Raw genomic sequence first — 24,134 nt, 5'->3', positions numbered from 1 at the left:
ACCATTGCCGATTTATACGTAGAATAAGCTCAGGTAAAGCCTCCCTGATAGGTCTTTAATCTCTATAAATAGCTACATCCTCTTTAGCTCATTAGAAAAACTTGGCTTGTCGCCAAGTCTTTAGCGAAAGCCATAGTTTTTCTTATACTATAAACCATAAAAATTTTATACTTTCCTATAGTGTAAACAAATAAAAGCAAATTGAAATGTATCCGTCTTCATGGTAGGATAAGAACAATTAACGTACTTGTATCTTGTAGGGAGAGAATTACGGGAAAAACCAAACATACCGATCCCAAGAAAACCTGGAACTCTCACTTTGGGTGAGCAAAGTTCCATTCGGGATTGGTAAAGTTATCATGAACGAAAAGAAGCCCCTTGATCGTAACTTCGCAGGTTAACTGAGCAATATTCCTATCTAGTAAGAACCCAAATCAATGCTACATTACGAAAAAAGCCATTACTATGAATGAAAAATATGTAGGTTTAGACGTCTCAAAGGAAAAAATTGCTGTTGTGATTGCAGATGCTGAAGAGAACAACTAGGATTTTTAGGAATGATAGAAAATAAACCGGAAGAATTAGAAAGTTGGTAAAAAAACTAGGAAAACCAGGCTCTATTATTTATCAGGAGGTAATTTTTAGAAACGATACCAAATTGTGATTATGACAAACCATGTTTGAAAAGTATTGATGTTCGTGTTCACCAAGATATTATTTTAACTGCATTAACGTTAGTTGATGTGAAAGAAGCTGTTATCATATTGCCGACAATGGCGGAATACCAGAATATAATACAACCGTTTTATGAAAAAGGCTATCACTTACTATGCGCATAAGATAAAAAGTATGCTAAAAAAAAACGAATGGAGGAATTGGAGATGGATACTTACGATATGGAGGGATCGTATGGCGGATAATTTAACCGATTGGGAGGTTGCTCATTTTCTTAACGGAACAATGGTAAAACAAACAACTTCGATTGCTGTTGAACATCCGATTACGATTATTGTAAATGGTGAAGAATTTGCTACATTGGTTTGCTCACCGGAATATGCTAAAGAACTGGTCGTCGGCTTTCTTGCTTCAGAAGGAATCATTTACCGTTATCAAGCAATTCAATCTCTTAACATGGATGAAGAAACAGGATTTGCCTATGTTGAAATTGACAAGCTGCCTGACGAATATGCCCAAGACTACTCGAAGCGCTTTATTGGCTCCTGTTGTGGAAAAAGTCGCCAGTTTTATTTAAGGAATGACGCAAAAACAACACGGACGGTGATGTCAAAACTAACTATTTCTGCTAGCAATTGTTTATATTTAATGGAACAGCTGCAACAAGTATCGGATCAATATCGCCAAACAGGAGACGTACACAATGCCGCATTAGCTAAAACAAGAGGACTACAGCTGATTCGTACAGATATTGGTAGACATAATGCTTTAGATAAGCTGTTTGGCAGTGTCCTAATTAATCACATCCCGGTGCAAGATAAAATTATCGCTTTTAGCGGAAGAGTTTCCTCTGAAGTATTGTTAAAAATAGCTAAAATGCGGATCCCTATTCTCATTTCCAAATCTGCGCCAACCAATTTAGCATTACATCTAGCTGATGAACTTGGTATTACTGTCATCGGTTTTGCAAGAAAAGATCGACTTAATGTCTATACCCACCCCTCTAGAATACAGGAACTAGCTTACGCAGAAGATCCCGATTAGAACAAAGCGTCCTTGAAAAACCGCGATATTTATTCAAGAGGCTTTCTCTGTCCTTGAAAAACCGCGATGTATCGCTGATGTAGCTTTCTCTATCCTTGAAAGGAAAGCACTTTTTCTGCGTGCGAAGTATCGCTGTCGTGGTTGTTTCTTGTCCTTGAAAAAGAAAAGCGCTTTTTCTGCGTGCGATGTCTATTCAAGAAACCTTTCTTGTCCTGTCGACTCCAATGAATCGTAAATTTAAGAGTCGTTTTTCTTGTAAAGTTCACAAAATATTAAGCAGATTTTTTAAATGAGAGAAATACAGCACCTTCCATTCAAGATAAGGAAACATGTCTCTAAAACAGGGGTATGTCGACGCCTGAGCGACAAGCCCGCTTTTAGTCGGCTTTCCTTTAGATTTAAGCCGATGTTGACTTATCGTAGAAGAAGATCGAAATTGCAACAGCTTAATCACATATGCTAAACGATGCCACTTTTCAAAAAAGTTATCCGCCATGTAGAAATGGATGTAATTTCCTAGCTAAAATAACGAGTGCTGTCGTACAGCACTCGTTCGCACCAATCATAAATAATTAGTCTTTTTTTCGCTCCCAAAACCGATGAACAGAAATGGCCTCTGTAAATCGTTGAATCAATCGCTCCAAGGATGAATCCGTAATTACGCCTAAATCACTTCTGATACCTATTTCATCTAAGACTTTCTTTCCTTCATTCATCGCACCAATAGGCTTGTAATGTTGGAATGCTTCATTTACAAAATAGCGTGCTTTATTATGAAATTCTATGCTCTTTCGCTTTCCACCAGCAATATATACAGCGTCAAACAATACTGAATCAGCTGTTAAAAAGCTATTATTAACATTTAGTGTTTGCCCGTCTGAGCCAGTTACGTGTCCAAGTTTATTGCTGACTAATATCGGATGGACTCCATTTTTAGCTAAACGATTTAAAATAACAACGACTTTATCGGTAAGAAACTCGTCATCTATGAGTACAGCGACTTTCCTTGTTGCAGCTTTTTTAGTAGTATTTTCTTGGCTAAGCGCTGGTGACCGCTTTGTAATCGAAGAACCCCCTTTTTCTGGAGGTGTAACCCCAATATTTGTTGCAATTTCCTGCACCATTTTTAAATCTACATGACTAAACATATCCACTACTTGCTGTTTAACAGTTTGATTTTTTACTTTACCTAACTCAAAGCTAAAAGCATCAATAATATGCTGCTTCTCTATTTTACTCATACTGTTCCAAAATAAGGTTGCCTGTGAAAAATGATCTTTAAAACTATCACTGCGGGCACGAATCTTCCGTCCTTCTACTTTTTCCTGATAATGCTCATCCCCCCCTTCTACAACAGTTGCTGGCTTAGGAGTATTATTAGCTAGTGAATTTTTGTAATAACTGACCTGTCCAACGTTTATTGTGTGTCTGGCATAGCCATCACGTTGGTTATTATGAAACGGACAAACAGGTCGATTAATTGGTAGCTCATGAAAGTTAGGACCACCGAGTCTGATCAATTGTGTATCTGTATAAGAAAATAAACGGCCCTGTAATAATGGGTCATTTGTAAAATCAATGCCAGGAACCACATGACCCGGATGAAAAGCTACCTGTTCCGTTTCAGCGAACACATTATCGATATTTCGATTTAATGTCATTTTTCCAATTATTTTTACTGGTATATCTTCTTCTGGCCATAATTTTGTAGGGTCTAATAGATCAAAACTAAACAAATCTTCATCCTCTTCAGAGATTAACTGAACGCCTAGTTCAAATTCTGGATAATCCCCGTTTTCAATCGATTCGTACAAGTCTTGGCGATGAAAATCAGGATTCTTCCCGTTAATCTTTTGTGCTTCATCCCACACGGTTGAATGAACGCCTAATTTTGGCTTCCAATGAAATTTTACAAACGTACCTTTTCCTTGGTCATTGACTAGTCGAAACGTGTGCACACCAAAGCCTTCCATCATTCGATAGCTGCGTGGAATAGCCCGATCGGACATTTGCCACATAACCATATGAGCTGTTTCCTGATTATTTGCAACAAAATCCCAAAAAGTATCATGTGCAGAAGCAGCCTGAGGAATACCGTTATGAGGTTCAGGCTTTACTGCATGGATAAAATCCGGAAATTTAATGGCATCCTGAATAAAAAAGACGGGAATATTATTACCAACAAGATCATAATTTCCTTCTTCTGTATAAAATTTAGTAGCAAAACCCCTTACATCCCGTGCAAGATCACCAGACCCCTTTGAACCAGCAACGGTTGAAAACCGGACAAACACAGGTGTTTTTTTACCTGGGGTTTGTAAAAACTTTGCTTTTGTATAAGGTTTCATCGATTCATAAAGTTCAAATTCCCCGTGCGCTGCAGATCCACGAGCGTGAACTACTCTTTCCGGGATCCGCTCATGATCAAAATGCGTCATTTTTTCACGGAAATGAAAATCCTCCATTAATGTTGGTCCTCTTTCTCCAACTTTTAAGGAGAATTCATCTGCCGAAATCTTTAAACCTTGATTCGTTGTCATTTTTTTACCCTTATCATCGATACGGAAATTGTCTAACTGTCTTTGCTTTCTATTTCCTTTCTGTCCATCAGCCATGACCAGTTTCCTCCTTACAATTTTAAGAATAACGAATTCTACACTTTGCTGGATTACTATTTGCTTTCCTTAACCAAGTTCCCGAATGACTGAACAGTTAAACTAATCTGCCTGTTTAAACCGAAACTTTTATCACTGTATTCAAGTTGACGTTTTATCTCTCCGCTATTACTTCCGGTTCTTAAGGATAGGAGGAACTTTTTTGTTATTTATGAAACATTGAATAATTTGACTGCTAGTTAGAACTGTTTTAATGTCTACCATCATGAATGCTAATCAAAGGCTAAAAAAAGAGGCAAATCTTTTTGGAACTACATGCACAAGGAAATGGATAATTTGTTTTGATGTTTCATATCGTGCAGCAAGTGAAACAGAATATTAGTGGGTGTTATAATTTGAACTAGATTACCTTTCAAAAAAGCATTAAAGCTGGGTAAGATCGTACCATTCTTGAAAAAACGCGATGTATCGTTGCCTGAGTTTTTCTTGTCCGTGAAAAAACGTCGTGTATGTTGCCAAGCTTTCCTTGCATGTTGGACGCCGAGACAGCATGTCCTGTGCGTCAAAGTTCAAGGCGACGTAATTTCAGCGAGGGGAAAGCCTGTCAATTAGAAACATGAATCGTTAGAAATAAGCCTTCGGTGGATTTTTTAAGCATAAGGAGTGAGCAGTGATGGATAAAATAATACTCTTTGATGGGATATGTAACTTTTGTGATCGGAGTGTCCAATTTATTTTAAAACGTGATAAACAAGAACAGTTTTTGTTTGCCTCACTACAAGGAGATGTCGGGCAACAACAACTATTAAAAAAATACCAAATCCCTACGAACATGAATAGCTTTGTTCTGCTTGACGGAGAAAAATACTATGTTAAATCAACCGCTGCACTTCGCATTTGTAAAGAGCTTGTAGGGGCATGGAAGCTATTATACGGTCTAATCATCATTCCCAGACCAATTCGCGACTTTGTTTATCAATTTATTGCCAAACATCGTTATCAATGGTTTGGGCAAAAGAAAAGTTGCCGGTTACCATCTGCCATGACGAGAAAGCGATTTTTATAATTCCATAGTTAACGTTCCTGAACTAAACTTAGAACAAATGAAGGGCAATCCTGGCAAAACCATCGAACTTTCAAGAGTCGATCTTAAACCTAAAACAGACTCATCATTTGCCTCAGATAATAAGGGTAACTTTATATAATAATTCATATTCTGCAACTTTCAAAAGAAGAGCAAACTTATTTATATAAATATGCCTCGTAATTTTATATGGAATTAGAGGTAAAAACGCAATATTAATAATTAACAGAATATATTTTAAACATCTCTTCTTAATTAGTGGGGTACCCCCTTCTATCTAGGTTAAAATGTAATTCAGCGGGGGCTTTCTTTTCAAGCCTCCACTGAATCTTATTTTCCCTAATTAAATATTGTTATCTATACCAAGCTTCCCCTACAATACGTATAGATGGAGAAAGACTTTTTTATTTGTTTTATAAAAAACTATTTATTTAGGCTTTTTGATCTTTTTGGTTTCATTTTCTTGATTTGTTTACTACGCAACTGACCACAAGCTGCATCGATATCTGAGCCATTTTCCCAACGCACACCACAATTAATTTCTTGCTCTTTCAATGTTTCAAAAAAAGCTTGAATGGTGGCAGAATCACTGCGTTGATATTGACTGTGCTCATCAACGGTATTATATGGGATCAAATTGACATAAGCGAGCTTGCGATGGTTCTTTAATAGCTCAGCTAATTGAAGTGCTTCTTCTTGATGGTCATTTACATCTTTTAACATGATGTACTCATAAGTAATGCGCCGGTTTGTCTTTTGTAAATAGTAATGAATGGCATCCATTAATTTTTCAATTGGAAAGGCCTTATTTATTTTCATAATATTTCTGCGCAATTCATTATTTGGTGCATGAATAGAAACAGCTAAGTTCACTTGAACCCCGGTATCTGCAAACTTATAAATTTTATGAGCAAGACCACTTGTCGACACAGTAATATGTCTAGCACCAATATTTAACCCACGATCATCATTAACGATATAGATGAAATCCATTAGATTAACAAAGTTATCTAATGGTTCACCAATTCCCATAACAACAATATGACTCACTCGCTCGTCTTTTCCTTTTAAATCGAGATTTTTTTGTACCATCATTATTTGTTCAACAATTTCACCACTCGTTAAGTCACGACTTTTATTTAATAAGCCGCTGGCACAAAAACTGCAACCAATATTACACCCTACTTGGGTTGTAACACAAACAGATAGACCATAATTAAAACGCATTAATACGGTTTCAATTAAATTTCCATCTGCCAGGCGGAACAAATACTTAATCGTACCATCTTTTGATTCTTGCTTTACTTCTTCTGCAAGCGTGCCAAGGACAAAATGTTCTTCCAGTAAGACAATCGTTTCCTTATTGACATTCTTCATCTCAGAAAAATGATTAATTCTTTTCTTATATAACCAATTCCACACCTGATCCGCACGAAACCGCTTTTGTCCATGGTCGATAAGCCAATCCTTTAATTGTTCATATGTCATTCCATAAATGGATGGTTTACTCATGATTAACCCTCATTTCTAGAAAATCTAGTCTACAGAGTGATGTAAAAACATTAGATATCTATTGTTTAAATTATGATTCACCATATTATCTTACTTCATGAAGGAGCTTGTTGCAAATACCGATGTTTTCATATCTTATATTTTTAACGATGACAGCTAAAATATAACTACTAAACAAAAGCTAAAAGTTCTCTGGTTAGTAACATACAGCCTGAAGAGCTTCTAACGAGATAAAGGGAATCAATGGGGGTTTTCTTTTATCCCCCACTAATTGTTAGAATGAACAGAATCGGACATTTGACTTGTAGTTCGATTTCACGCTTTTCCTCCTCCAGGTTTCACCTGTAGTATGGAAGGGCAGGTCTTACTATGATTGGAATAAATGTTATTGCGACAGATACTGGTGAGAAAGCAAATTATGTAGCTAGTTCATTACAGCAGCAATTTTTAAACATGCGCCGCGGACAGCCTACAAAATTAATGGAGCCAATGGAAAATATAAAAGCTCATTATTGTTAGAATCTGTTGAGCAAACATTAGATCCACGTACAACCGTTATTGGCAGTAAACAAACCGTTAAGACTTAGTGGTTAACGGTTGGGGATTTATAGTTTTAGACAAATTTTAACCTCCTGTAAAGATTAATTATATATCAAAAATTTTCCCACTATTTATATTATATAAAATGTTGACATTTTTGGAACGATGCATTATTATTTCTAGTTGAATTTTAATTTTTCTATTATATATAAGGGGGATACAAAGTGGGTAAAAGTGTATTGAAAACAGAAAGTTTCAATCTTGAAAAACATTACTTGGATGCTTTAGAAAGTCATTGGTACAGCCAATTATGTATTCTTTAATGAAATTACACAATCAACTTTTAGATTTTTTAGGCAGAAAGGGATTAGGAGTGTATCTTTGCCAATTACTACGGGTTCTATAACAAGTCCTATGGGGTTGGGAAGTGACTTTTACCCGTTAAGGTTAATTTGGAGGGTATTGATACTTATTTGTCTGACTCAATGTTTTTCATTTGGAGTACAGCCTAAGGTTATTTAATCAGGGAACATATTATATTATGCCTTCCTTCCGAGGGGAAAGGCAGACAAGAGATATTTATGTCAGTTTTACCATAGTGAGGCGGAATTTATGGGGAGACTAGACGATGTTATAAATATGGATATGATATTAACTAGAATTTCTATAATAACAATATTAATTTAAATTATTTATAAAGGAGATGATCGGAATGTTTACAGTTAATGTAGAAGGCGCAGTAATTAAAGATGATAAATGGTTAATATGTAGGAGAAGTAATAAAGAAGAACATGCAGGAGGAAAATTATCTTTAGTGGGAGGGACAGTAGAACTTGAAGGATTTACAAGAGATATATTGGAGAGAACGGTGAAAAGAGAGATAATGGAAGAAACAGGAGTAGAAATAACCGAAGAAGTTTATTATGTACATAATACTTCCTTTGTTACGGATGATAACGTGCATGTTATAAATATTGTTTTCTTATGTATATGGGAAAAAGGGGTAGGAAAAGTAAAAGATCTAGATGAACTTAGTGAAATATATTGGATGACTACAGATGAAATATTAAAAAATGACAAGGCACCAGATTATTTAAAGGATGGTATAAATCGTGCTGCCAAAATAAAAGAAAGAGTTTATATTTAGTTAAATGAAGGATAGAAGCTCTTACTCGGGTAACAAACATCCAAATATATATAGAGGATACTTGTTTAATGAAAAGTAAAAGTATGAGAATTGCAAAGAAAATTCTAGAACCTAGCAATTCTAATAAGTGATTTTTACGAAGTACAAAATTTAAACAAAGGAATGAATTTCATAATTCTTATTCTTTGTGTCCCAAGGGGTTTTAAACACAAAAAAAGAAGTACCTCCCCCAAATCTTGTATAATGGTAGTTGACTAAAACTTCCGAAGAATGACACTTGAAGAAGGTTTTAATGAAATGGAAGCCATTTGAACAAAGGGGTGTAGGTATCAAAAGGGCGACGAAACTGGTAGAAACGGCAAAGAAGAGTATTAGTATTCAAATTGGTCTTCGGTTTGCCAAGTGTGAAATGGATTATTTACTCGGCCAATATGCTTTATAAAAAGAAATTAGCGCAGTTAGACCACAAACTTGAGGCATTTGTAGAAATGATACCAAGCGCAAGGAAAATGATGTATACCACTAACGCCGTTGAAAGCATCCACTCCAGCTTCAGGAAAGTGACCAAAAAAGGAGCATTCCCTCATGAGAATGCCCTTTAAAAATACTATATTTGCGTATTAAAGAACTGGAAACAAAGTGGGATGGCGGTCATATCAAAACTGGGTCATGGTCAGGAACTAGCTGCTCTTTCATGATGAGCTAAAAGATAGGGTTTTAAAATACCTTGAATAAAGTGGACTTACACACTTTTTTTTGACAAACCCATGCCGTGAACATTGCTTTTTCCTACGGCATATCATGCAACACTTGTAATAAGATTCTGATTACAATTAACTTCTTGTTTTGCTAAGAGCAAAGGCTAACTCTCAATATTATATTGTCAATAAGCCTTACCGCTGAAAATTGAATCGCTACTGCAAGAATCATTTTTCCACTGGCTACAGATATTGTTTCCAATTCAGGAAAGCTTAATAGCTCTACATAATCAATTTTGGCGGTCAGCTGTTGATGGAGATAGTCACTAACAGTATTAGTAATAACGGTGACGTCGGTCTCTCCCTCTTCGATCAGTTTTTTCCCTAGCAATAAGCTATGATACAAAGCAGCAGCTTTTTCTCTTTCCTCATCCGTCAAGTAGACATTTCTAGAGCTAATTGCTAGTCCAGAAGGTTCTCTTACAGTATTAACCGGAATAACTTCCACAGGAAAATCTAAATCATCGACAAGTGCTGATACAATTGCAAACTGCTGTGCATCTTTTAAGCCAAAATAAGCACGATCGGGTACGGTGAGATGAAATAGTTTAGTTAGAACCATGACCACACCGTCAAAATGCCTTGGTCGCTTAGCTCCGCATAGCCTATTTGTCCGTTCTGTTACCATCATCTTTACGGACTGTTTCTTCTTATACATCTCATCTACACTTGGCATAAATAATATATCAACACCCGCTTCCTTAGCCAGTTTTTTATCACGCTCTGCATCTCGGGGATACATATCATAATCCTCGCTTGGTCCAAACTGAAGCGGATTAACAAAAATGCTCATAATTACGCAATCATTTTCTTGTCTAGCTTCTTTTACAAGCGCTAGATGTCCCTCATGCAAAAATCCCATTGTCGGAACAAACCCAATTGATTTACCATTTACCTTTGATTGCCTTGCCCATTGGTTTATTTCGCGCTTTGATGAAATAATTTTCAATTTATTTCCCTCCATACAAGGAAGCCAATTCTTCCTGTTCCATTTTAAATGTATGCTTGTTTATTTCGGGAAATGTACCTGTTTTTACCTCTCGAACATAGTCACTTATCCCCTGAGAAATTTCATGATTTACATCAGCAAACTTTTTAACAAATTTAGGAATACGATCTACTCCAAATGTAACCACATCATGAAATACAAGCACCTGTCCATCGGTTTGAGGACCTGCACCAATCCCAATGACGGGAATGTTTAGCTGGGAAGAAACTTCTTTCGCAAGCTGATGGGGAATACACTCCAACACAAGTGCAAAAGCTCCTGCTGCTTCACATCTTTTGGCATCTTTAATCAGACTTGTCGCTTGTTTAGCAGTTTTCGCCTGTACTTTATACCCGCCAAGCACCCCAGCTGTTTGTGGTGTTAATCCAAGATGTCCCACCACCGGAACACCGGCATTGGTTAGAGCTTTGATTGTTTCTATTACTTCTCCTCCACCTTCCAACTTGACTGCATGTGCTCCACCCACCTGCATGATTTTACCCGCAGCTCGAAGCGCTTCTTCTTTACTTATATGAAAGGACATAAAAGGTAAGTCTGTTACAATGAATGTATCTAGTGCTCCCCGTTTAACCGCTTTAGTATGATGAATCATATCACTTATAGTAACAGGAACGGTTGAATCATAGCCAAGAACAACCATTCCTAATGAATCGCCGACTAAAATCACATCTATACCTGCTTGTTCTGCAAGCTTCGCCTGCGGATAATCATAGGCAGTCAGCATGGTAATTTTTTCTCCTGCTTGTTTCATTTGCCGAAAATCGGTTGTTGACTTCATTTATATCCTCCTGTCTTGTTAGAAAGTAGAGCAAATCTTCAAACGTTCTCTATAGCTACTTTTTTTATAGATAATCAGCCGCCGAATGGATCCCTTTTTTAAAAAATTGTATCTTAAAAATTATAGCAAATTTTCTGTTATTTTTCTATTTTCCTTTATTTATTATGAATAGGTACCGTCTACTTCGGAGATTAAAGAAACTGAAATTTGCTACAGCTTGGGCGCCATAGAAATACACGTTCGATTTGGACGTAAAAATTGGAGAGGTTCTAAGGAGATAAGTTAGATGAAGATCCTTTTAAAAAGATAGCTACCATGTAAAAACGGATATCGTTTCCTAGACAATAAGAAAAAGCTTCGGTACTGATACATAGACCTTAACCTTACTCTTTCGTAGACGAAAAAAGCCTCACTAAATAAAGTTTCATTTAATTATCACTACCAGTTTTTAAGCTATCACTTCACGATTGAAATAGGCTAAACAAGCTGATCGATTAGCCAATCAGCTTGTTTTTAAAAGAGTTATGCTTTTATTTTCTTCGCAACTTCAATCGTCCGTTTTGCTTGATGTTTTACTGCTGCTTCTACATCTTCTACCATCTTACCATTTTGGTCTTGTGTCACACTCACACCATAAGGATTTCCACCTGAAACAAACGCACTATCATCCGTGTATCCAGGAGGTACAATGATTGCTCCCCAATGCATCATGGAAGTATATAATGATAAAACAGTAGCTTCTTGTCCACCATGTGGATTGGATGCTGAGGACATCGCACTAACTACTTTGTTGGTTGTTTTCCCGGCACTCCAAAGCCCGCCTTGCATATCAATAAATTGCTTCATTTGAGAAGCAACATTCCCAAAACGTGTCGGCGTCGAAAAGATAATAGCATCTGCCCATTCAATATCATCAGATGTAGCTTCTTTTACATTTTTTGTTGCTTCATAGTGAGCTTTCCATGCTGGATTTTGTACAATTGCTGATTCTGGTGCAAGTTCTGGAACCTTTACTAGACGGACTTCCGCACCTGCTTCTGTAGCTGCTTCTTTTGCCCACGTACTTAATTGATAGTTAATTCCGGTTGAGCTGTAGTAAATAATAGATAATTTTACTTTTTCCATTATATCGTCTCCTTTATGCCTTGCAGTTGATGTTTATGAAATGCTGTTACATAAATTTCCCTTACTGCACTGAATTATTCATAAAAGCAACATTAATATCGTTTGATAAACTAGTTACTTTACGTAACTATAATAATCAACATAATATGTTCTGTCAACTAACTAACTCATACAAAAAATTAGTATGTTGCTCAAAATCAGCTAGTCGTTTTTATAGCATGTGCGAAAGATTCGCGGAAAAGCTACCGAGAATCAAGATAATTTTATTTTAGGAAGCTGAATTATTTCAGTTAGAACCAGAGTCGCCAAACATATTGGATGGTTCAATTTTGCCACCCGCACTTTGGATATTCGCTTTTAGTTTCATCATATATAAAGCTAATTTATAAATTTTCTGTAACTTTTTATATCTTATTGTTGTTAGTTGATTAATAACATCATATAATTAATACTAGTTTAGAGGGGAAAAAAGAAAGGATTGAAACAATGGGAAAACGAATTTTATATTTTTTGTTAACAAACATCCTTGTACTGTTAACCATTTCCATTATTTTTACACTGATTCCCGGAACCTGGAAGTATATTGGAGAAGATGGTCAATTACAGTTGGGAACACTATTAATCTTTAGCGCCATTATCGGTTTTACCGGTTCATTTATCTCATTAGCCATGTCTCGTTGGATGGCAAAAAGAATCATGGGTGTTCGAATTATCGAACCAAATGATCATTTAACAGAGCAAGAAAAAGAAGTAGTGGAAAAAGTTCACCGTCTGGCAAGAGCTGCTGGATTAATGCATATGCCTGAGGTAGGCATTTATCAGGGAAAAGAAGTGAATGCTTTTGCAACAGGTCCATCAAAGAAACACTCCTTGGTAGCTGTTTCAAGTGGGCTATTAAATGAAATGGACGACGATGCAATTGAAGGAGTCATTGCTCATGAGGTTGCTCATATTGCCAATGGTGACATGGTAACCATGACATTATTACAAGGTATCGTCAATACATTTGTTGTTTTCCTCGCTCGAATTGCCGCGTTTATTGTGTCACGTTTTGTAAAAGAAGAGCTTGCTCCTATTATTCATTTTATAGCGATTATCTTCTTCCAGCTCATCTTTTCCGTACTTGGCAGTCTCGTTGTTTTTGCTTACTCACGGCACCGCGAGTTTCATGCAGATCGTGGCGGAGTAGACTTGGCCGGAAAGGATAAAATGAGACATGCTTTAGAATCACTAAAGCTTTATTCAAATCGCGTCCGTGAAGAAGAAACTGCGATTGCCACCTTAAAAATAAATGGCACGAAAAAGTCCTCCTTCTTCTCAACACATCCAAGCTTGGATGAGAGAATTAGTCGCTTAAGATAAAGTTCTACTTCTATCAGTAGGACTTTTCTTTCATCCTCTACTACTAATAGAAGTGGAACAAGGGCTAAAATCTTGAGCGGTCTTATAAAGGAAAAGCACTTTTTTCTGCGAGCAATGTATGCTGCCTTTTTTCCTTATGGTTGAACACTAACTCTCTACATCCTGCCCTCAAGTTCTAGAGTGGAACGGTTTCCAGAAACGAAATGGTTTTATATAGAGACATAAGTGACTGCGTTTATTTTTATGTAACTTTTTGAACACGCCTACTACATATTAAAATGTTTCGCGATCACTAGACAAAAGACCTAAACGGAGGATTATTATTTTACTTACCTGTGTTCTTGATTGGTCAAATAATAGGCTACATCTGTTAAATTTAAAAAATTTAAATCTGCCTTCTTATTCGTTTTGTCACGTTTCCCAATCAAAATGGTAGTTAACCCAGCATTTTTCCCCGCTGTTATATCCACATCACGATCCCCTACCATATAACTAGCTGCTAAATCAACGTTATACTGCCTTGCTAAATCTTTAATCATTTTTGCATTAGGCTTTCGGCAACTGCATCCAGCATCAGGCTGATGCGGGCAATAAGCTATCGCATGAATTTCTGCACCGTATGCTGCAAGCTCTGTTATCATTTTTTCATGTACACTAGTCAATTCTGCTTCAGTCATATATCCTAGCCCGATACCGCCTTGATTAGTTACAACAAATACATAATAACCTAACTCGTTAAATCGCTTAATAGACGGTCCAACCCCATGTAATAGATAGAAATCATCAGGATGATTGACAAAAGTAACTCGTTTTGTCAGTACCTCGTTAATTACTCCATCTCGATCTAAAAATACAGCTCGCTTACTCATATTTATCACCTCTTTCTTAAAAAAAGCGCATTCTTTATACAGCAGCGCGCAGCGGGTATTACATCTGATATTTTTCCGTACCGATTTATCGGACAGAAAAGATAGTGAATCCGTACCACCACTCATTCGGAAGGTAGCTCCTTACAATCGAAGTCTTATTCACACTTTAAGTGCAGGGAATGAAAACGAACTAACTTAAGAAAACCCATATTTGATCTAGGTAACAGAGACTCACTTATTTTAGAAAGCTTGCTGTCGATTGTATTTACTCGACACCATCGAATCCCCACATCTTAAAACTTATTTAACATAGAACAAAAGCTAGACGATGCATTTTCAATAAGACAGCCCCATGGAAAAACGGATATCATTTCCTAGACATTAGAAAAACTTGGCTTGTCGCCAAGTCTTTATGACGAAAGCTATAGTTTTTCTTATACTATAAAGCCTAAAGTTTTATACTTTACCTATAGTATAAAAAAGCTTCATCTCTTTTTAAGAAATGAAGCTCCTATTATTAATATTATTTCATACCCCTTTGTTTCTATACCTCGATTTACGATAACCTAAGGCTTTACTCTATTTTTATTCTCCATTAAAATGTTAGTTCAAACGATTTTCACTATAAAAGATTATTTGTTACAGTTTGTTATGATACTGCCAAGTTAACAAATCCTAAGCAAAACTAAATATAAAGTGAATCTTCAATCAGTGGGGTTTTTTTTATCCCTCACTGGTTGTTAGAACAGGATTGGGCATTTGACTTGTAGTTGGTTCCTCTACTTATCCTCCTAGGTTTCACCTCGTAGCATAGACGGACAGGTCTTACTGCCCAGTTACGTGCAGGATAAAAGCTAAAACATCATCTTTGATGGGATAAGACTACGCATTGTTCCATTATTCGAAAAATTAATATGCCAGCTGAGCGCTTTTTCCAAGTTATGAGGTGTTTGTCCACCACCTTTTAATGCTTCTCGATAATACTCCCACAATTGCTCCCGATACATAGGATGAGCACAGCTTTCAATAATTAATGGTACTCTCTCTCTTGGTGCGAGTCCTCGTAAATCAGCATATCCCTGCTCGGTAACAAGTACGTCTACATCATGTTCTGTATGATCAACATGAGATACAAATGGAACAACACTCGAAATTTTGCCATGCTTAGCAATTGATTTCGTAACAAAAATAGACAATCTTGCGTTTCGCGCAAAATCACCTGAACCACCAATTCCATTCATCATCTTCGTTCCTAGCACATGAGTTGAATTCACATTACCATAAATATCAACTTCTAATGCGGTATTAATAGCGATAATTCCCAAACGGCGAATAATTTCCGGATGATTTGAAATTTCCTGTGGTCGCATTATAATTTTATCTCGATACTTTTCAAAGCTGTTAAAGACCTTATCCATCTTTTCCTGAGATAACGTGATCGAGCAAGCCGATGCAGTCTTAACTTTATTAGCATCAATTAAGTCAAAAACAGCGTCTTGTAATACTTCTGAATATACTTGCAGGTCCTCAAATTCCGAATTGATTATTCCATGCAAAACCGCATTGGCAACTGATCCTATACCTGACTGTAATGGCGCTAACTTCTTCGTCAAACGCCCTTGTGCAATCTCATCGCGCAAAAAGTCCAATAAATAGCCCGCCATTATTTCCGTTTCATTATCTGGCTGAACAATGGTAGAAGGCGAATCCGGTTGATTTGTGAAGACAATGCCCTTTATTTTATTTATATCTACCGAAATTCCAATTGAGCCAATACGATCATCTACTTTTGTTAACGGTATGGGATCACGATTACCTTGTTCATTTGGACTGTATAAATCATGCACCCCTTTTAGCAATGGCGAATGAGCTGTATTAATTTCAACAATAATTGCTTTCGCATTTTCTGCAAAAGCAAGCGAATTTCCAATAGATGTTGTCGGAATGATCTGCCCATCTTCCGTTATAGAAATCGCTTCCAAAATTGCATAGTCAACGCAATCGAGTACATTGCTTCTTAATAATTCTGCAGTATGTGAAAGATGTTGATCAACAAATAAATGATCCCCTTCATTTATTTTCTTTCGCATACTTGGATCAGCCTGAAACGGCAAGCGTTTATTCACTAATCCAATTTCTGCCAACATTTTATCAATATTGGCGCCTAAAGAAGCACCTGTAAATATATTTACCTTTAATTGCTCACCATTCTCTGCTCTTCGGACGAGCGCAGTTGGAACAGCTTTTGCATCCCCTGCCCGGGTAAAGCCACTAAGTCCCAACGTCATGCCATCCTGAATCCATGATGCTGCTTCGTCTGCGGTGACAATTCGATCATGTAATCGACTATCCTCGATTCTTTCCTGCATTATACCCATCCCCAGACCCCTTTCTTGTTTATTAAGAATTTACAATCTATTTTATCTGAAGCGCTTTCTTTTTTGTGGATAGGTGTCAAAAAGAGCTAAAATCGGTATGAAACAGCAAAATTAATGGCTAAAGCAGACACGAAACTTGGCTGGTGACAAGCCTTTAAGTACACACAACGCCTAGTTGAAAAACGAATTACTTGTTTTTTATTTAATTATTTTTGCATTAACAATCAATCCTATAATTACAACTGCATAAAGAACATTATGAATCAATATATAGTAGCAGTCAAAACAATCATATAAGAATAAACCTAAATAACTCTTCTATTTTTTTCATAAACTCTGATCTTACCTCCTTTCAATTTTCGTTACAAAAGCTCGCAAATTAAACAAACTAAGAACTTATACGTAATACATCAAAATCTTCAATGTCAAATCTATGGCTTGCTAAGATCTGACAATTTCCTAACTATAACATTAAAAACCTAGCAATTTGCGAAAATAACTTGAATAGGATTGGCTAACAGGCAACTGGTCTCCATTATCCATTTCCAATATAAATGTAGAATGAGTATCCGGGTATATATGCACAATATGATTTACATTAGCAATGTAAGAACGATGGCAACGAATAAAATATGCTTTGGGCAGCATGTATTCAAACTCCTGCAAAGCCTTACGGTGGACACCTGTAAAGGTGTTTGTAACAACCCGGGTTTTTCTTTCTTTCACTTCCAAATACACTACGTCGTTAAAAGGAAGCGGCTTCCAGCCATCTGATGTTTTCACAGTAATAACAGATTTCCCCTCTGTTAATGCAGGATAAATCGCCATGACACATCCTTCTAACTTACCTTGATAATGAAATGGTACAGCCATTCCATGATAAGGAACACCATAGACATCACGAGGAATAAATTCTGATACCTTTTGTTCCGTAACAATTGCTTTGTTGGCTAGCGTCCCTTCCTTAATGGAATCTCCCGGCCTAATCTTCAAATCAACACGCACGCTGGGCCGGTAATAAATATATTCAGTCGTCGATGTGACCGCAATCGATATTTCATCGGAAAAGAGCTCCCCAATAACATCTAGTAAAGAACTTGTTGTAAGTCGTTGCATAATCTTTCGTTACCCCTTTATGTTTCGTTACTATCTCCCTAACCTACCATGATTCTTTTATCTCCGATTTTATTTAAATGTTGAAGGCATAATAACTGCAATGACTTCCCCTTTGGCACAGCATATTTTATCAGCAAACACTGCTGTCTTTACTTTAAATTTCTTTGGGTGAATTTCTTCTACGGTTCCTTCTGCCCTCAGCTCCACACCATGAGGTGTTGGCTTTATGAAGTCAACATGTAATGAAGCGGTTACAAAACGTGGGGGCTCTGTTCCATCACCGATGCGATGTCCATTTTTATGATGAAGCATCATCGACGCCGATCCTGTACCATGACAATCAATTAGTGAAGCAATTAAGCCCCCATAAACAAAACCGGGAATAGCAGTATGCTCTTCTCTAGGTGTATAAACAGTAACGGTTTTATTTTCTTCCCAAACTGTTTTAAAATGGAGTCCATCTTGATTTAACCTTCCGCAACCATAACACCAGGCATAATCATCTAGATAAATATCCTGAATTGCTTTTGTCACCACCTGCATTTCCTCCTCTTTTTGACTAGTATATCATAGTAGCTTAATATGAAGGTATGATAGCGATTATTTCATCATTTAGTTAGCTGTTATAGTTGCTAAAAAGTTCTGCTATCTGTGATATCAGGAATCAAATGATGACATTGTATTAGATGTTCGCTAGAATAAAAGTATATGAATGGTTCTATATATCTTCTCCATTCCACAATAATTTTTAGAGCTCTACCATTTTAAGTTCTAACACTTACAGGAGATGAGAGAACATCAAACAATAAGAAATAGAGAGATGGGGTTTTGTGGTATGAAAAAATTAGTCATCCTAGGTGGGGGATATGGCGGGCTGAAAGCGCTATTAAGACTGCTTGATTATCAGCTGCCAGATGATGTGGAGATTACACTTGTAGATAGGAACCCGTATCATTCTATAAAAACAGAATTTTATACGATTGCTGCTGGCACCTCTGCGGACAAGGATGTTAGGCTGAATTTTCCAGACGACCAACGTGTTCGTTATTTTTATGGAGAAATTAAAAAAATTGATACAGCCAATGAAGAAATTTTATTTTCCAACACGAGTGAAGTCATCCCCTACGATTATTTAGTTATTGGACTGGGTTGTGAGGATAATTATCATGGAATTAAGGGTGCCGAAAAATACACAAACAGTGTACAGACTTTCTCCAAAGCTAGAAAAACAGGACTTGCTGTTTGCGATTTAAAAGCTTATGGAAAGGTTTCTATCGTTGGTGCCGGGTTAAGTGGAATTGAGGTAGCCTCTGAAATAAGAGAAAGCAGACCAGACTTAAACATTCGCTTACTCGATCGTGGAGCAACTGTATTAAAAGCATTTGACCCAAAGATTCAACAGTACGTAGCTGAATGGTTTGTTGCTAATGATGTTGATGTGTTACACCATGCTAATGTAGAGTATGTGGAAAAAGATGGTGTTTGTAATAATGGCGTCTGTTATGTAAATGATGTGACTATTTGGACAGCCGGGGTACGACCGAACTACTTAGTAAGAGAGTTGCCTTTTGCTAAAGACGAACAAGAAAAAATCATTGTCAATAATTTTTTCCAAGTACCGGAAAGCACTAATATCTATATTGTTGGCGATTGCGCTTCCTCTGAGTTTTCCCCGAGCGGGCAGCTGGCAGGACAACAAGGAGAGCGTGTTGCAGAAGTTCTATTGGCCGTTCTTCACGGCAAAGAACCGAAAAAACCAAAGGAAATTAAACTGAAGGGAACACTTGGCTCTCTCGGAAAATCAGACGGGTTTGGAAATATGATGCAAAAGCCAATAATTGGCTGGCTGCCACGAGTAGCTAAATCTGGTGTGCTTTGGCTAAATAAACGACACTAAAAATATAGGAAAACCCAAAATCAATTAACGATGATTTCGGGTTTTCCTAAGGTTATCTATCTACATCATGATGTGTATAAGACCAGGTGTAATCATCGAAACTAGCACTGCACTTACTACCATAGAGATTGTACTAACGGCGCCTTCTAATTGGCTCGTCTCCATGGACGTAGCTGTCCCAATGGCGTGCGATGCACTTCCCATTCCTACACCTCGGCCAATATAATGGTCAATCTGGAACAAGCGAAATACATAGTGATGCATGATTACACCGCCAATTCCTGCTATCATAACAAAGATTGCAGCTAATGGGATTACTCCCCCAATCGTCTCCGTTACAGCCATCGCCACTGGAGTAGTTACTGATTTTGGTGTTAAGGAATAAATAATGGTTGATTCAAAGCCGGCCCATTGTGCGAGTAATAACCCGGTAGAAATACCAACGATTCCGCCGACAAATGTACCTGCTAAAATGGGAATAGTTACCTTCTTTAACGTTTCACGATATTTATATAATGGGTATGCCAGTGCCACAACAGCTGGTCCAAGTAACTCATTGATCCATCTCCCACCCACCATATACGTCTCATATGGAATATTAAATATAAATAATAGAATAATAATAATTACTGTAGCTACTAAAACGGGCGCAGTTAATGAATAATTCCACGTTCGATGAATCAATAACGCAAAATGATAGATAACAAACGTTCCGATAATTGCTAAGACGGCAATCACAAATTCACTCATGCTTCCATTCCTTTCTACGAATAAGCCACTGACTAACATAGCCGGAACCTCCCATAACAAAAATCGTGCTTACTAACACGACTACAATTAATAAGAAGCCCTTACCCATAAACAGATGATAATACTCAATAATACCAACGGTTACCGGTATAAAAAAGAAAGCTAAGTTCGTAATGATGTAATTGGCTCCCTCCTCAATCCAGGAGATACGAACAAGCTTTGTGCTTAGTAATAAAAATAATATCAACATTCCGATAACACTCCCGGGTATAAACAGATGAAATATGCGCTGCACCCAGTTTCCAATTTGAAAAATGATATACAGTAAAATGATGTTTCCTATCATTTTTCCTAGCTTAACCACCCTTTTTCCTCCTTGCCTTTTTAAAAAGATAGTCTATATTATAGCAGTGTTATTAATGATATGTTAAGAATTTACTTCATTTTTAGCAAAATTAAAAAACTCGTTAAAACTGACGGCTTGAATTTCATTGTACGGCTAACATGGTTAAAGTTTAGTTTGCTAGGCGCTTGGGATAAGCTAGACAAAGTTTACTTCCAGAGAAGATACCCACCATGTAAAAATGAATATAATTTTCTAGATTAGAAAAACTTGGCTTGTCGCCAGTCTTTAGCGAAAGCTGTAGTTTTTCTTATACTATAAACCCTAAAATTTTATACTTTCCTATAGTATAAAGAAAAACCGAACAATTCTCAGCGTGTTCGGTTTAGACAAACTATTTATCTACTGCCTTCACCACTGGCCATATCAGAGTAAATATAGAATAGTTCTCTGTGCAAAACAACGCTTTGATCCATATGAGAATGCGTTTACGATTAGCGGAAGGATCTGGGCTATTACTTGAAATCGCCTAAACTAACTATCCATATACTTCTCAGTCCTACTTCTAGTTAAGCAGTAATACAATGACTATTGTTCAATTGTTTTCGCTTCTTTTACATCTAAAATTGCTTCCTTAATAGCTTCGTCTACAGAAGCATGGGTTTGATTTACTGTTGCATGTACTTTAGTTGGTAGTCCCCACAGTTTGATAAAGCCTATTGCCGCTTCATGATCAAATGAATCGTCTGCATTATATGTGGCCAAATCATAATCATATAATGACTGCTCCGAAGCACGCCCTACCACCTGTAGATGACCTTTATATAATTTTATTCTAACCATTCCGGAAACAACCTTTTGTGTCTGCGTAACAAATGCCAACAATGCTTCCGTTAGTGGAGAATACCATAAACCATTGTAAACAGTTTGAGCTAATTTTTGTTCGATTATCGGCTTAAATTGTGCTACCTCTCTTGGTAATGTCAATGCTTCTAACTCTTGGTGAGCAGTAATTAATGTTATCGCTGCAGGTGCCTCATATATCTCCCGTGATTTAATCCCTATGAGTCGATTTTCCACATGGTCAATTCTACCAATCCCATGCTTTCCAGCAATTTTATTTAGTTCTTGAATCAATTCTTCCAGCGCAAGCTTCTCACCATCTAAAGATATTGGCTTCCCTTGTGCAAACGTGATTTCGATAATTTGCGGTTCATCGGGTGCTTTAGTTGGATTTGTTGTTAACTCATATGCCTCTTCTGGCGCTTCCACCGAAGGATCTTCCAGCACGCCACATTCATTACTGCGCCCCCAGAGGTTTTGATCAATACTAAATGGATTATCGAGATCAATCGGTATAGGTATGTCATGTTCCTTTGCATATGCAATCTCTTCTTCCCGTGACATGGACCATTCACGGACAGGTGCTACAATTTTCAATTCTGGATCCAACGCTGTAAAGGCTACATCAAAACGAACTTGATCATTTCCTTTTCCAGTACAGCCGTGTGCCACGGCAACTGCATCTTCTTCTTTAGCGATATTGACCAGTACCTTGGCAATTAAAGGCCGAGAAAGAGCAGATATTAATGGGTACTTTCCTTCATATAATAAATTAGCCTGTAATGCCGGTAATACAAATTCGTCGGCAAATAACGACTTAGCATCAATCACATATGATTTAACTGCACCTACCTGCAGTGCCTTATTTTTTATAAAATCAAGATCTTTTCCTTCCCCAACATCAAGCGCTACAGCAATTACATCATAATTATATTTATCCTGTAGCCACTTAATTGCTACGGATGTATCTAATCCGCCCGAATAAGCTAACACAATTTTTTCCTTTCCCACATTGACCACTCCTTTATTCGTTCTGTTATTGAAGTATTATGCACTATTATGAATAAATATTCAACCGTTAATTTCATTTATTGCAAAATTTCTTTGTATTGTACCTTATCGTTTTTTGATTTAGATCGAAAATGTTATAATCTATGTATCAAGCTTTTTGTATAGGAGCCTTCAATCGCCTGCAATAGTTTATCCAATAAAATATTGCAGCGTTGATAGATACATTTCTTTTCCCACCTTGATACAAGACCATTTCAGAGCAAAAGCTCGGCAGCAGATCTTTTGACGAAAAAAACTGAAACTTTCATCAAAGAGTGCTTTTCTCCTTGAAAAAGAAGAACGCTTTTTCTCGTGCGATGCGTCGCTGACGTAGCTTTTCTTGTCCTTGAAAAATCGCGATGTATTGCTGCCGAAGCAACCCTATCCTTGAAAAGAAAAACATTTTTCTACGTGCGAAGTATTGCTGTCGTGTTTTTCTTGTCCTTGAAAAAGGAAAGCACTTTTTCTGCGTGCGATACTTATTCAAGGAGCTTTCCTTATCCTGTCGCCCTAACAAATTAGGGGTTTAGGAACCGTTTCTCTCATAAAGTTTGCAAAATAATAAGCGGATTTTTCAAATGAGAGACTTTGACTCCTTATATCCGAGATAAAATGAAACTTCATTCAAGGAATGCTTTTCCCAAGAAATGTTAGTACCACAAGGGTATGACCTAAAGGCCTTTAAACGAATCGGGGATTTAGGACCGTCTTTCTCATCATGTTCGTAACATCATAAGCACATTTTTGAAATAAAAAAATACGGATCCTTACATCCGGATAAAGGAAACATGTCTCTAAAACAGGAGTATGCCGACATTGGGCGAGAAGCCCACTTTTAGTCGCCCTTCCTTTAGATTCAAGCAGATGTTGACTTATCGTAGGAAGGAGATCGAAGTTTGCTAGTCACTTGAGCGCTTAAGCTAGACATCAAAAGTACAAGCGCTCGGATCAGCGACGTACAAACTGGAGAACTTCTGACGAGATAAAGTGAAACTTCATTCAAGGAATGCTTTTCCCAAGAAATGTTAGTACCATAAGGGTATGACCTAAAGGCCTTTAAACGAATCAGGGATTTAGGAGCCGTTTTTCTCATAAAGTTACAAAATAATAAGTAGTTTTTTTTAAAATGAGAAAAATACGGATCCTTACATCCGGGGTAAAGGAAACATGCCTCTAAAACAGGGGTATGCCGACGCCTGAGCGGCAAGCCCACTTTTAGTCGGCCTTCCTTTAGATTCG

Annotated in this window: 21 protein-coding genes and 1 pseudogene; 9 read left to right on the top strand and 13 right to left on the bottom strand. The window is 37.1% G+C overall.

Annotated elements, in window-relative coordinates:
- The first annotated feature begins 680 nt into the window (after positions 1-680).
- Together KQI21_RS07260 and fdhD are read left to right on the top strand one after the other, a co-directional pair.
- On the top strand, positions 681-839 hold the full coding sequence (locus KQI21_RS07260) for a hypothetical protein (protein ID WP_216483550.1): 159 nt from the start codon (positions 681-683) through the stop codon (positions 837-839).
- A 70-nt stretch (positions 840-909) separates the two neighbouring features.
- Positions 910-1,719, top strand: a complete 810-nt coding sequence (fdhD, locus tag KQI21_RS07255; protein WP_216483549.1) for a formate dehydrogenase accessory sulfurtransferase FdhD — start codon at positions 910-912, stop codon at positions 1,717-1,719.
- Between the two features lie 572 nt (positions 1,720-2,291).
- On the opposite strand, the gene KQI21_RS07250 is transcribed toward fdhD, so the two are convergent.
- Positions 2,292-4,334, bottom strand: a complete 2,043-nt coding sequence (locus tag KQI21_RS07250) for a catalase (protein ID WP_216483548.1) — start codon at positions 4,332-4,334, stop codon at positions 2,292-2,294.
- 673 nt (positions 4,335-5,007) lie between these two features.
- On the opposite strand from KQI21_RS07250, the gene KQI21_RS07245 reads away from it, so the two are divergent.
- Complete coding sequence (locus tag KQI21_RS07245) at positions 5,008-5,400, top strand: thiol-disulfide oxidoreductase DCC family protein (protein ID WP_216483547.1); 393 nt, start codon at positions 5,008-5,010, stop codon at positions 5,398-5,400.
- 441 nt (positions 5,401-5,841) lie between these two features.
- Here the strand turns inward: KQI21_RS07245 and rlmN are convergent, their stop codons facing one another.
- On the bottom strand, positions 5,842-6,930 hold the full coding sequence (rlmN, locus tag KQI21_RS07240; protein WP_216483546.1) for a dual-specificity RNA methyltransferase RlmN: 1,089 nt from the start codon (positions 6,928-6,930) through the stop codon (positions 5,842-5,844).
- A 369-nt stretch (positions 6,931-7,299) separates the two neighbouring features.
- On the opposite strand from rlmN, the gene KQI21_RS07235 reads away from it, so the two are divergent.
- The 4 genes and pseudogenes from KQI21_RS07235 to KQI21_RS07220 form a co-directional block, all read left to right on the top strand.
- Complete coding sequence (locus tag KQI21_RS07235) at positions 7,300-7,449, top strand: hypothetical protein (protein WP_216483545.1); 150 nt, start codon at positions 7,300-7,302, stop codon at positions 7,447-7,449.
- A gap of 733 nt (positions 7,450-8,182) precedes the next feature.
- The gene (locus KQI21_RS07230) at positions 8,183-8,617 is read left to right on the top strand and encodes an NUDIX hydrolase (protein ID WP_216483544.1); all 435 of its coding nucleotides are present in this window, start codon (positions 8,183-8,185) and stop codon (positions 8,615-8,617) included.
- Between the two features lie 292 nt (positions 8,618-8,909).
- Positions 8,910-9,059, top strand: a complete 150-nt coding sequence (locus tag KQI21_RS07225) for a hypothetical protein (RefSeq protein ID WP_216483543.1) — start codon at positions 8,910-8,912, stop codon at positions 9,057-9,059.
- Between the two features lie 61 nt (positions 9,060-9,120).
- Positions 9,121-9,301: pseudogene (locus KQI21_RS07220) on the top strand (transposase); the annotation flags it as partial.
- A gap of 165 nt (positions 9,302-9,466) precedes the next feature.
- On the opposite strand, the gene panC reads toward KQI21_RS07220, so the two are convergent.
- From panC to wrbA, 3 genes are all read right to left on the bottom strand, one after another.
- Entirely contained in the window at positions 9,467-10,324 is an 858-nt protein-coding gene (panC, locus tag KQI21_RS07215) for a pantoate--beta-alanine ligase (RefSeq protein ID WP_216483542.1), read from the bottom strand.
- Position 10,325: 1 nt separating this feature from the next.
- On the bottom strand, positions 10,326-11,162 hold the full coding sequence (gene panB / locus KQI21_RS07210; protein WP_216483541.1) for a 3-methyl-2-oxobutanoate hydroxymethyltransferase: 837 nt from the start codon (positions 11,160-11,162) through the stop codon (positions 10,326-10,328).
- Positions 11,163-11,684: 522 nt separating this feature from the next.
- Positions 11,685-12,287, bottom strand: a complete 603-nt coding sequence (wrbA, locus tag KQI21_RS07205; RefSeq protein WP_216483540.1) for an NAD(P)H:quinone oxidoreductase — start codon at positions 12,285-12,287, stop codon at positions 11,685-11,687.
- A 486-nt stretch (positions 12,288-12,773) separates the two neighbouring features.
- Here wrbA and htpX point away from each other — a divergent pair, with 486 nt between their 5' ends.
- Positions 12,774-13,649: a protease HtpX gene (gene htpX, locus KQI21_RS07200; protein WP_216483539.1), complete on the top strand. Its 876-nt coding sequence runs from the start codon at positions 12,774-12,776 to the stop codon at positions 13,647-13,649.
- A gap of 329 nt (positions 13,650-13,978) precedes the next feature.
- On the opposite strand, the gene KQI21_RS07195 is transcribed toward htpX, so the two are convergent.
- The 4 genes from KQI21_RS07195 to KQI21_RS07180 form a co-directional block, all read right to left on the bottom strand.
- Entirely contained in the window at positions 13,979-14,518 is a 540-nt protein-coding gene (locus KQI21_RS07195; RefSeq protein ID WP_216483538.1) for a D-glycero-alpha-D-manno-heptose-1,7-bisphosphate 7-phosphatase, read from the bottom strand.
- A gap of 854 nt (positions 14,519-15,372) precedes the next feature.
- Positions 15,373-16,896, bottom strand: a complete 1,524-nt coding sequence (gene scpC / locus KQI21_RS07190; protein ID WP_216483537.1) for a succinyl-CoA:acetate CoA-transferase ScpC — start codon at positions 16,894-16,896, stop codon at positions 15,373-15,375.
- Between the two features lie 471 nt (positions 16,897-17,367).
- The gene (locus KQI21_RS07185) at positions 17,368-18,012 is read right to left on the bottom strand and encodes a LytTR family DNA-binding domain-containing protein (RefSeq protein ID WP_216483536.1); all 645 of its coding nucleotides are present in this window, start codon (positions 18,010-18,012) and stop codon (positions 17,368-17,370) included.
- Positions 18,013-18,081: 69 nt separating this feature from the next.
- The gene (locus tag KQI21_RS07180) at positions 18,082-18,555 is read right to left on the bottom strand and encodes a PaaI family thioesterase (protein WP_216483535.1); all 474 of its coding nucleotides are present in this window, start codon (positions 18,553-18,555) and stop codon (positions 18,082-18,084) included.
- Positions 18,556-18,847: 292 nt separating this feature from the next.
- Between KQI21_RS07180 and KQI21_RS07175 the strand changes: the two genes are divergently transcribed.
- Positions 18,848-19,909 carry an NAD(P)/FAD-dependent oxidoreductase gene (locus tag KQI21_RS07175; protein ID WP_216483534.1) on the top strand — a complete coding sequence of 354 codons (1,062 nt, stop codon included), beginning with the start codon at positions 18,848-18,850 and terminating at the stop codon, positions 19,907-19,909.
- 60 nt (positions 19,910-19,969) lie between these two features.
- Here the strand turns inward: KQI21_RS07175 and KQI21_RS07170 are convergent, their stop codons facing one another.
- From KQI21_RS07170 to KQI21_RS07155, 4 genes are all read right to left on the bottom strand, one after another.
- Entirely contained in the window at positions 19,970-20,659 is a 690-nt protein-coding gene (locus tag KQI21_RS07170) for an LrgB family protein (RefSeq protein WP_216483533.1), read from the bottom strand.
- Complete coding sequence (locus KQI21_RS07165; protein ID WP_309245519.1) at positions 20,652-21,023, bottom strand: CidA/LrgA family protein; 372 nt, start codon at positions 21,021-21,023, stop codon at positions 20,652-20,654. The genes KQI21_RS07170 and KQI21_RS07165 overlap by 8 nt, the downstream gene beginning before the upstream one ends.
- A gap of 567 nt (positions 21,024-21,590) precedes the next feature.
- On the bottom strand, positions 21,591-22,856 hold the full coding sequence (locus tag KQI21_RS07160; protein WP_216483532.1) for an argininosuccinate synthase: 1,266 nt from the start codon (positions 22,854-22,856) through the stop codon (positions 21,591-21,593).
- Positions 22,857-23,163: 307 nt separating this feature from the next.
- Complete coding sequence (locus KQI21_RS07155; protein WP_216483531.1) at positions 23,164-23,382, bottom strand: hypothetical protein; 219 nt, start codon at positions 23,380-23,382, stop codon at positions 23,164-23,166.
- Positions 23,383-24,134: the final 752 nt, after the last annotated feature.

Origin of the sequence: Virgibacillus proomii, assembly GCF_018916875.1 — a bacterium.
GTDB classification, from domain to species: Bacteria; Bacillota; Bacilli; order Bacillales; family Amphibacillaceae; genus Virgibacillus; species Virgibacillus proomii_B.
This window is presented reverse-complemented; position numbering and strand designations above follow the sequence as displayed.

Excerpts from the sequence above, each read along its gene's own strand:
- KQI21_RS07230 (WP_216483544.1), top strand. The coding sequence starts at position 8,183 with ATGTTTACAGTTAATGTAGAAGGCGCAGTAATTAAAGATGATAAATGG.
- scpC (WP_216483537.1), bottom strand. The coding sequence starts at position 16,896 with ATGGGTATAATGCAGGAAAGAATCGAGGATAGTCGATTACATGATCGA.
- wrbA (WP_216483540.1), bottom strand. The coding sequence starts at position 12,287 with ATGGAAAAAGTAAAATTATCTATTATTTACTACAGCTCAACCGGAATT.
- KQI21_RS07175 (WP_216483534.1), top strand. The coding sequence starts at position 18,848 with ATGAAAAAATTAGTCATCCTAGGTGGGGGATATGGCGGGCTGAAAGCG.
- fdhD (WP_216483549.1), top strand. The coding sequence starts at position 910 with ATGGCGGATAATTTAACCGATTGGGAGGTTGCTCATTTTCTTAACGGA.
- KQI21_RS07225 (WP_216483543.1), top strand. The coding sequence starts at position 8,910 with ATGAAATGGAAGCCATTTGAACAAAGGGGTGTAGGTATCAAAAGGGCG.
- KQI21_RS07250 (WP_216483548.1), bottom strand. The coding sequence starts at position 4,334 with ATGGCTGATGGACAGAAAGGAAATAGAAAGCAAAGACAGTTAGACAAT.
- htpX (WP_216483539.1), top strand. The coding sequence starts at position 12,774 with ATGGGAAAACGAATTTTATATTTTTTGTTAACAAACATCCTTGTACTG.
- KQI21_RS07185 (WP_216483536.1), bottom strand. The coding sequence starts at position 18,012 with ATGCAACGACTTACAACAAGTTCTTTACTAGATGTTATTGGGGAGCTC.
- KQI21_RS07195 (WP_216483538.1), bottom strand. The coding sequence starts at position 14,518 with ATGAGTAAGCGAGCTGTATTTTTAGATCGAGATGGAGTAATTAACGAG.
- KQI21_RS07245 (WP_216483547.1), top strand. The coding sequence starts at position 5,008 with ATGGATAAAATAATACTCTTTGATGGGATATGTAACTTTTGTGATCGG.
- KQI21_RS07180 (WP_216483535.1), bottom strand. The coding sequence starts at position 18,555 with ATGCAGGTGGTGACAAAAGCAATTCAGGATATTTATCTAGATGATTAT.
- KQI21_RS07170 (WP_216483533.1), bottom strand. The coding sequence starts at position 20,659 with ATGAGTGAATTTGTGATTGCCGTCTTAGCAATTATCGGAACGTTTGTT.
- KQI21_RS07235 (WP_216483545.1), top strand. The coding sequence starts at position 7,300 with ATGATTGGAATAAATGTTATTGCGACAGATACTGGTGAGAAAGCAAAT.
- rlmN (WP_216483546.1), bottom strand. The coding sequence starts at position 6,930 with ATGAGTAAACCATCCATTTATGGAATGACATATGAACAATTAAAGGAT.
- panB (WP_216483541.1), bottom strand. The coding sequence starts at position 11,162 with ATGAAGTCAACAACCGATTTTCGGCAAATGAAACAAGCAGGAGAAAAA.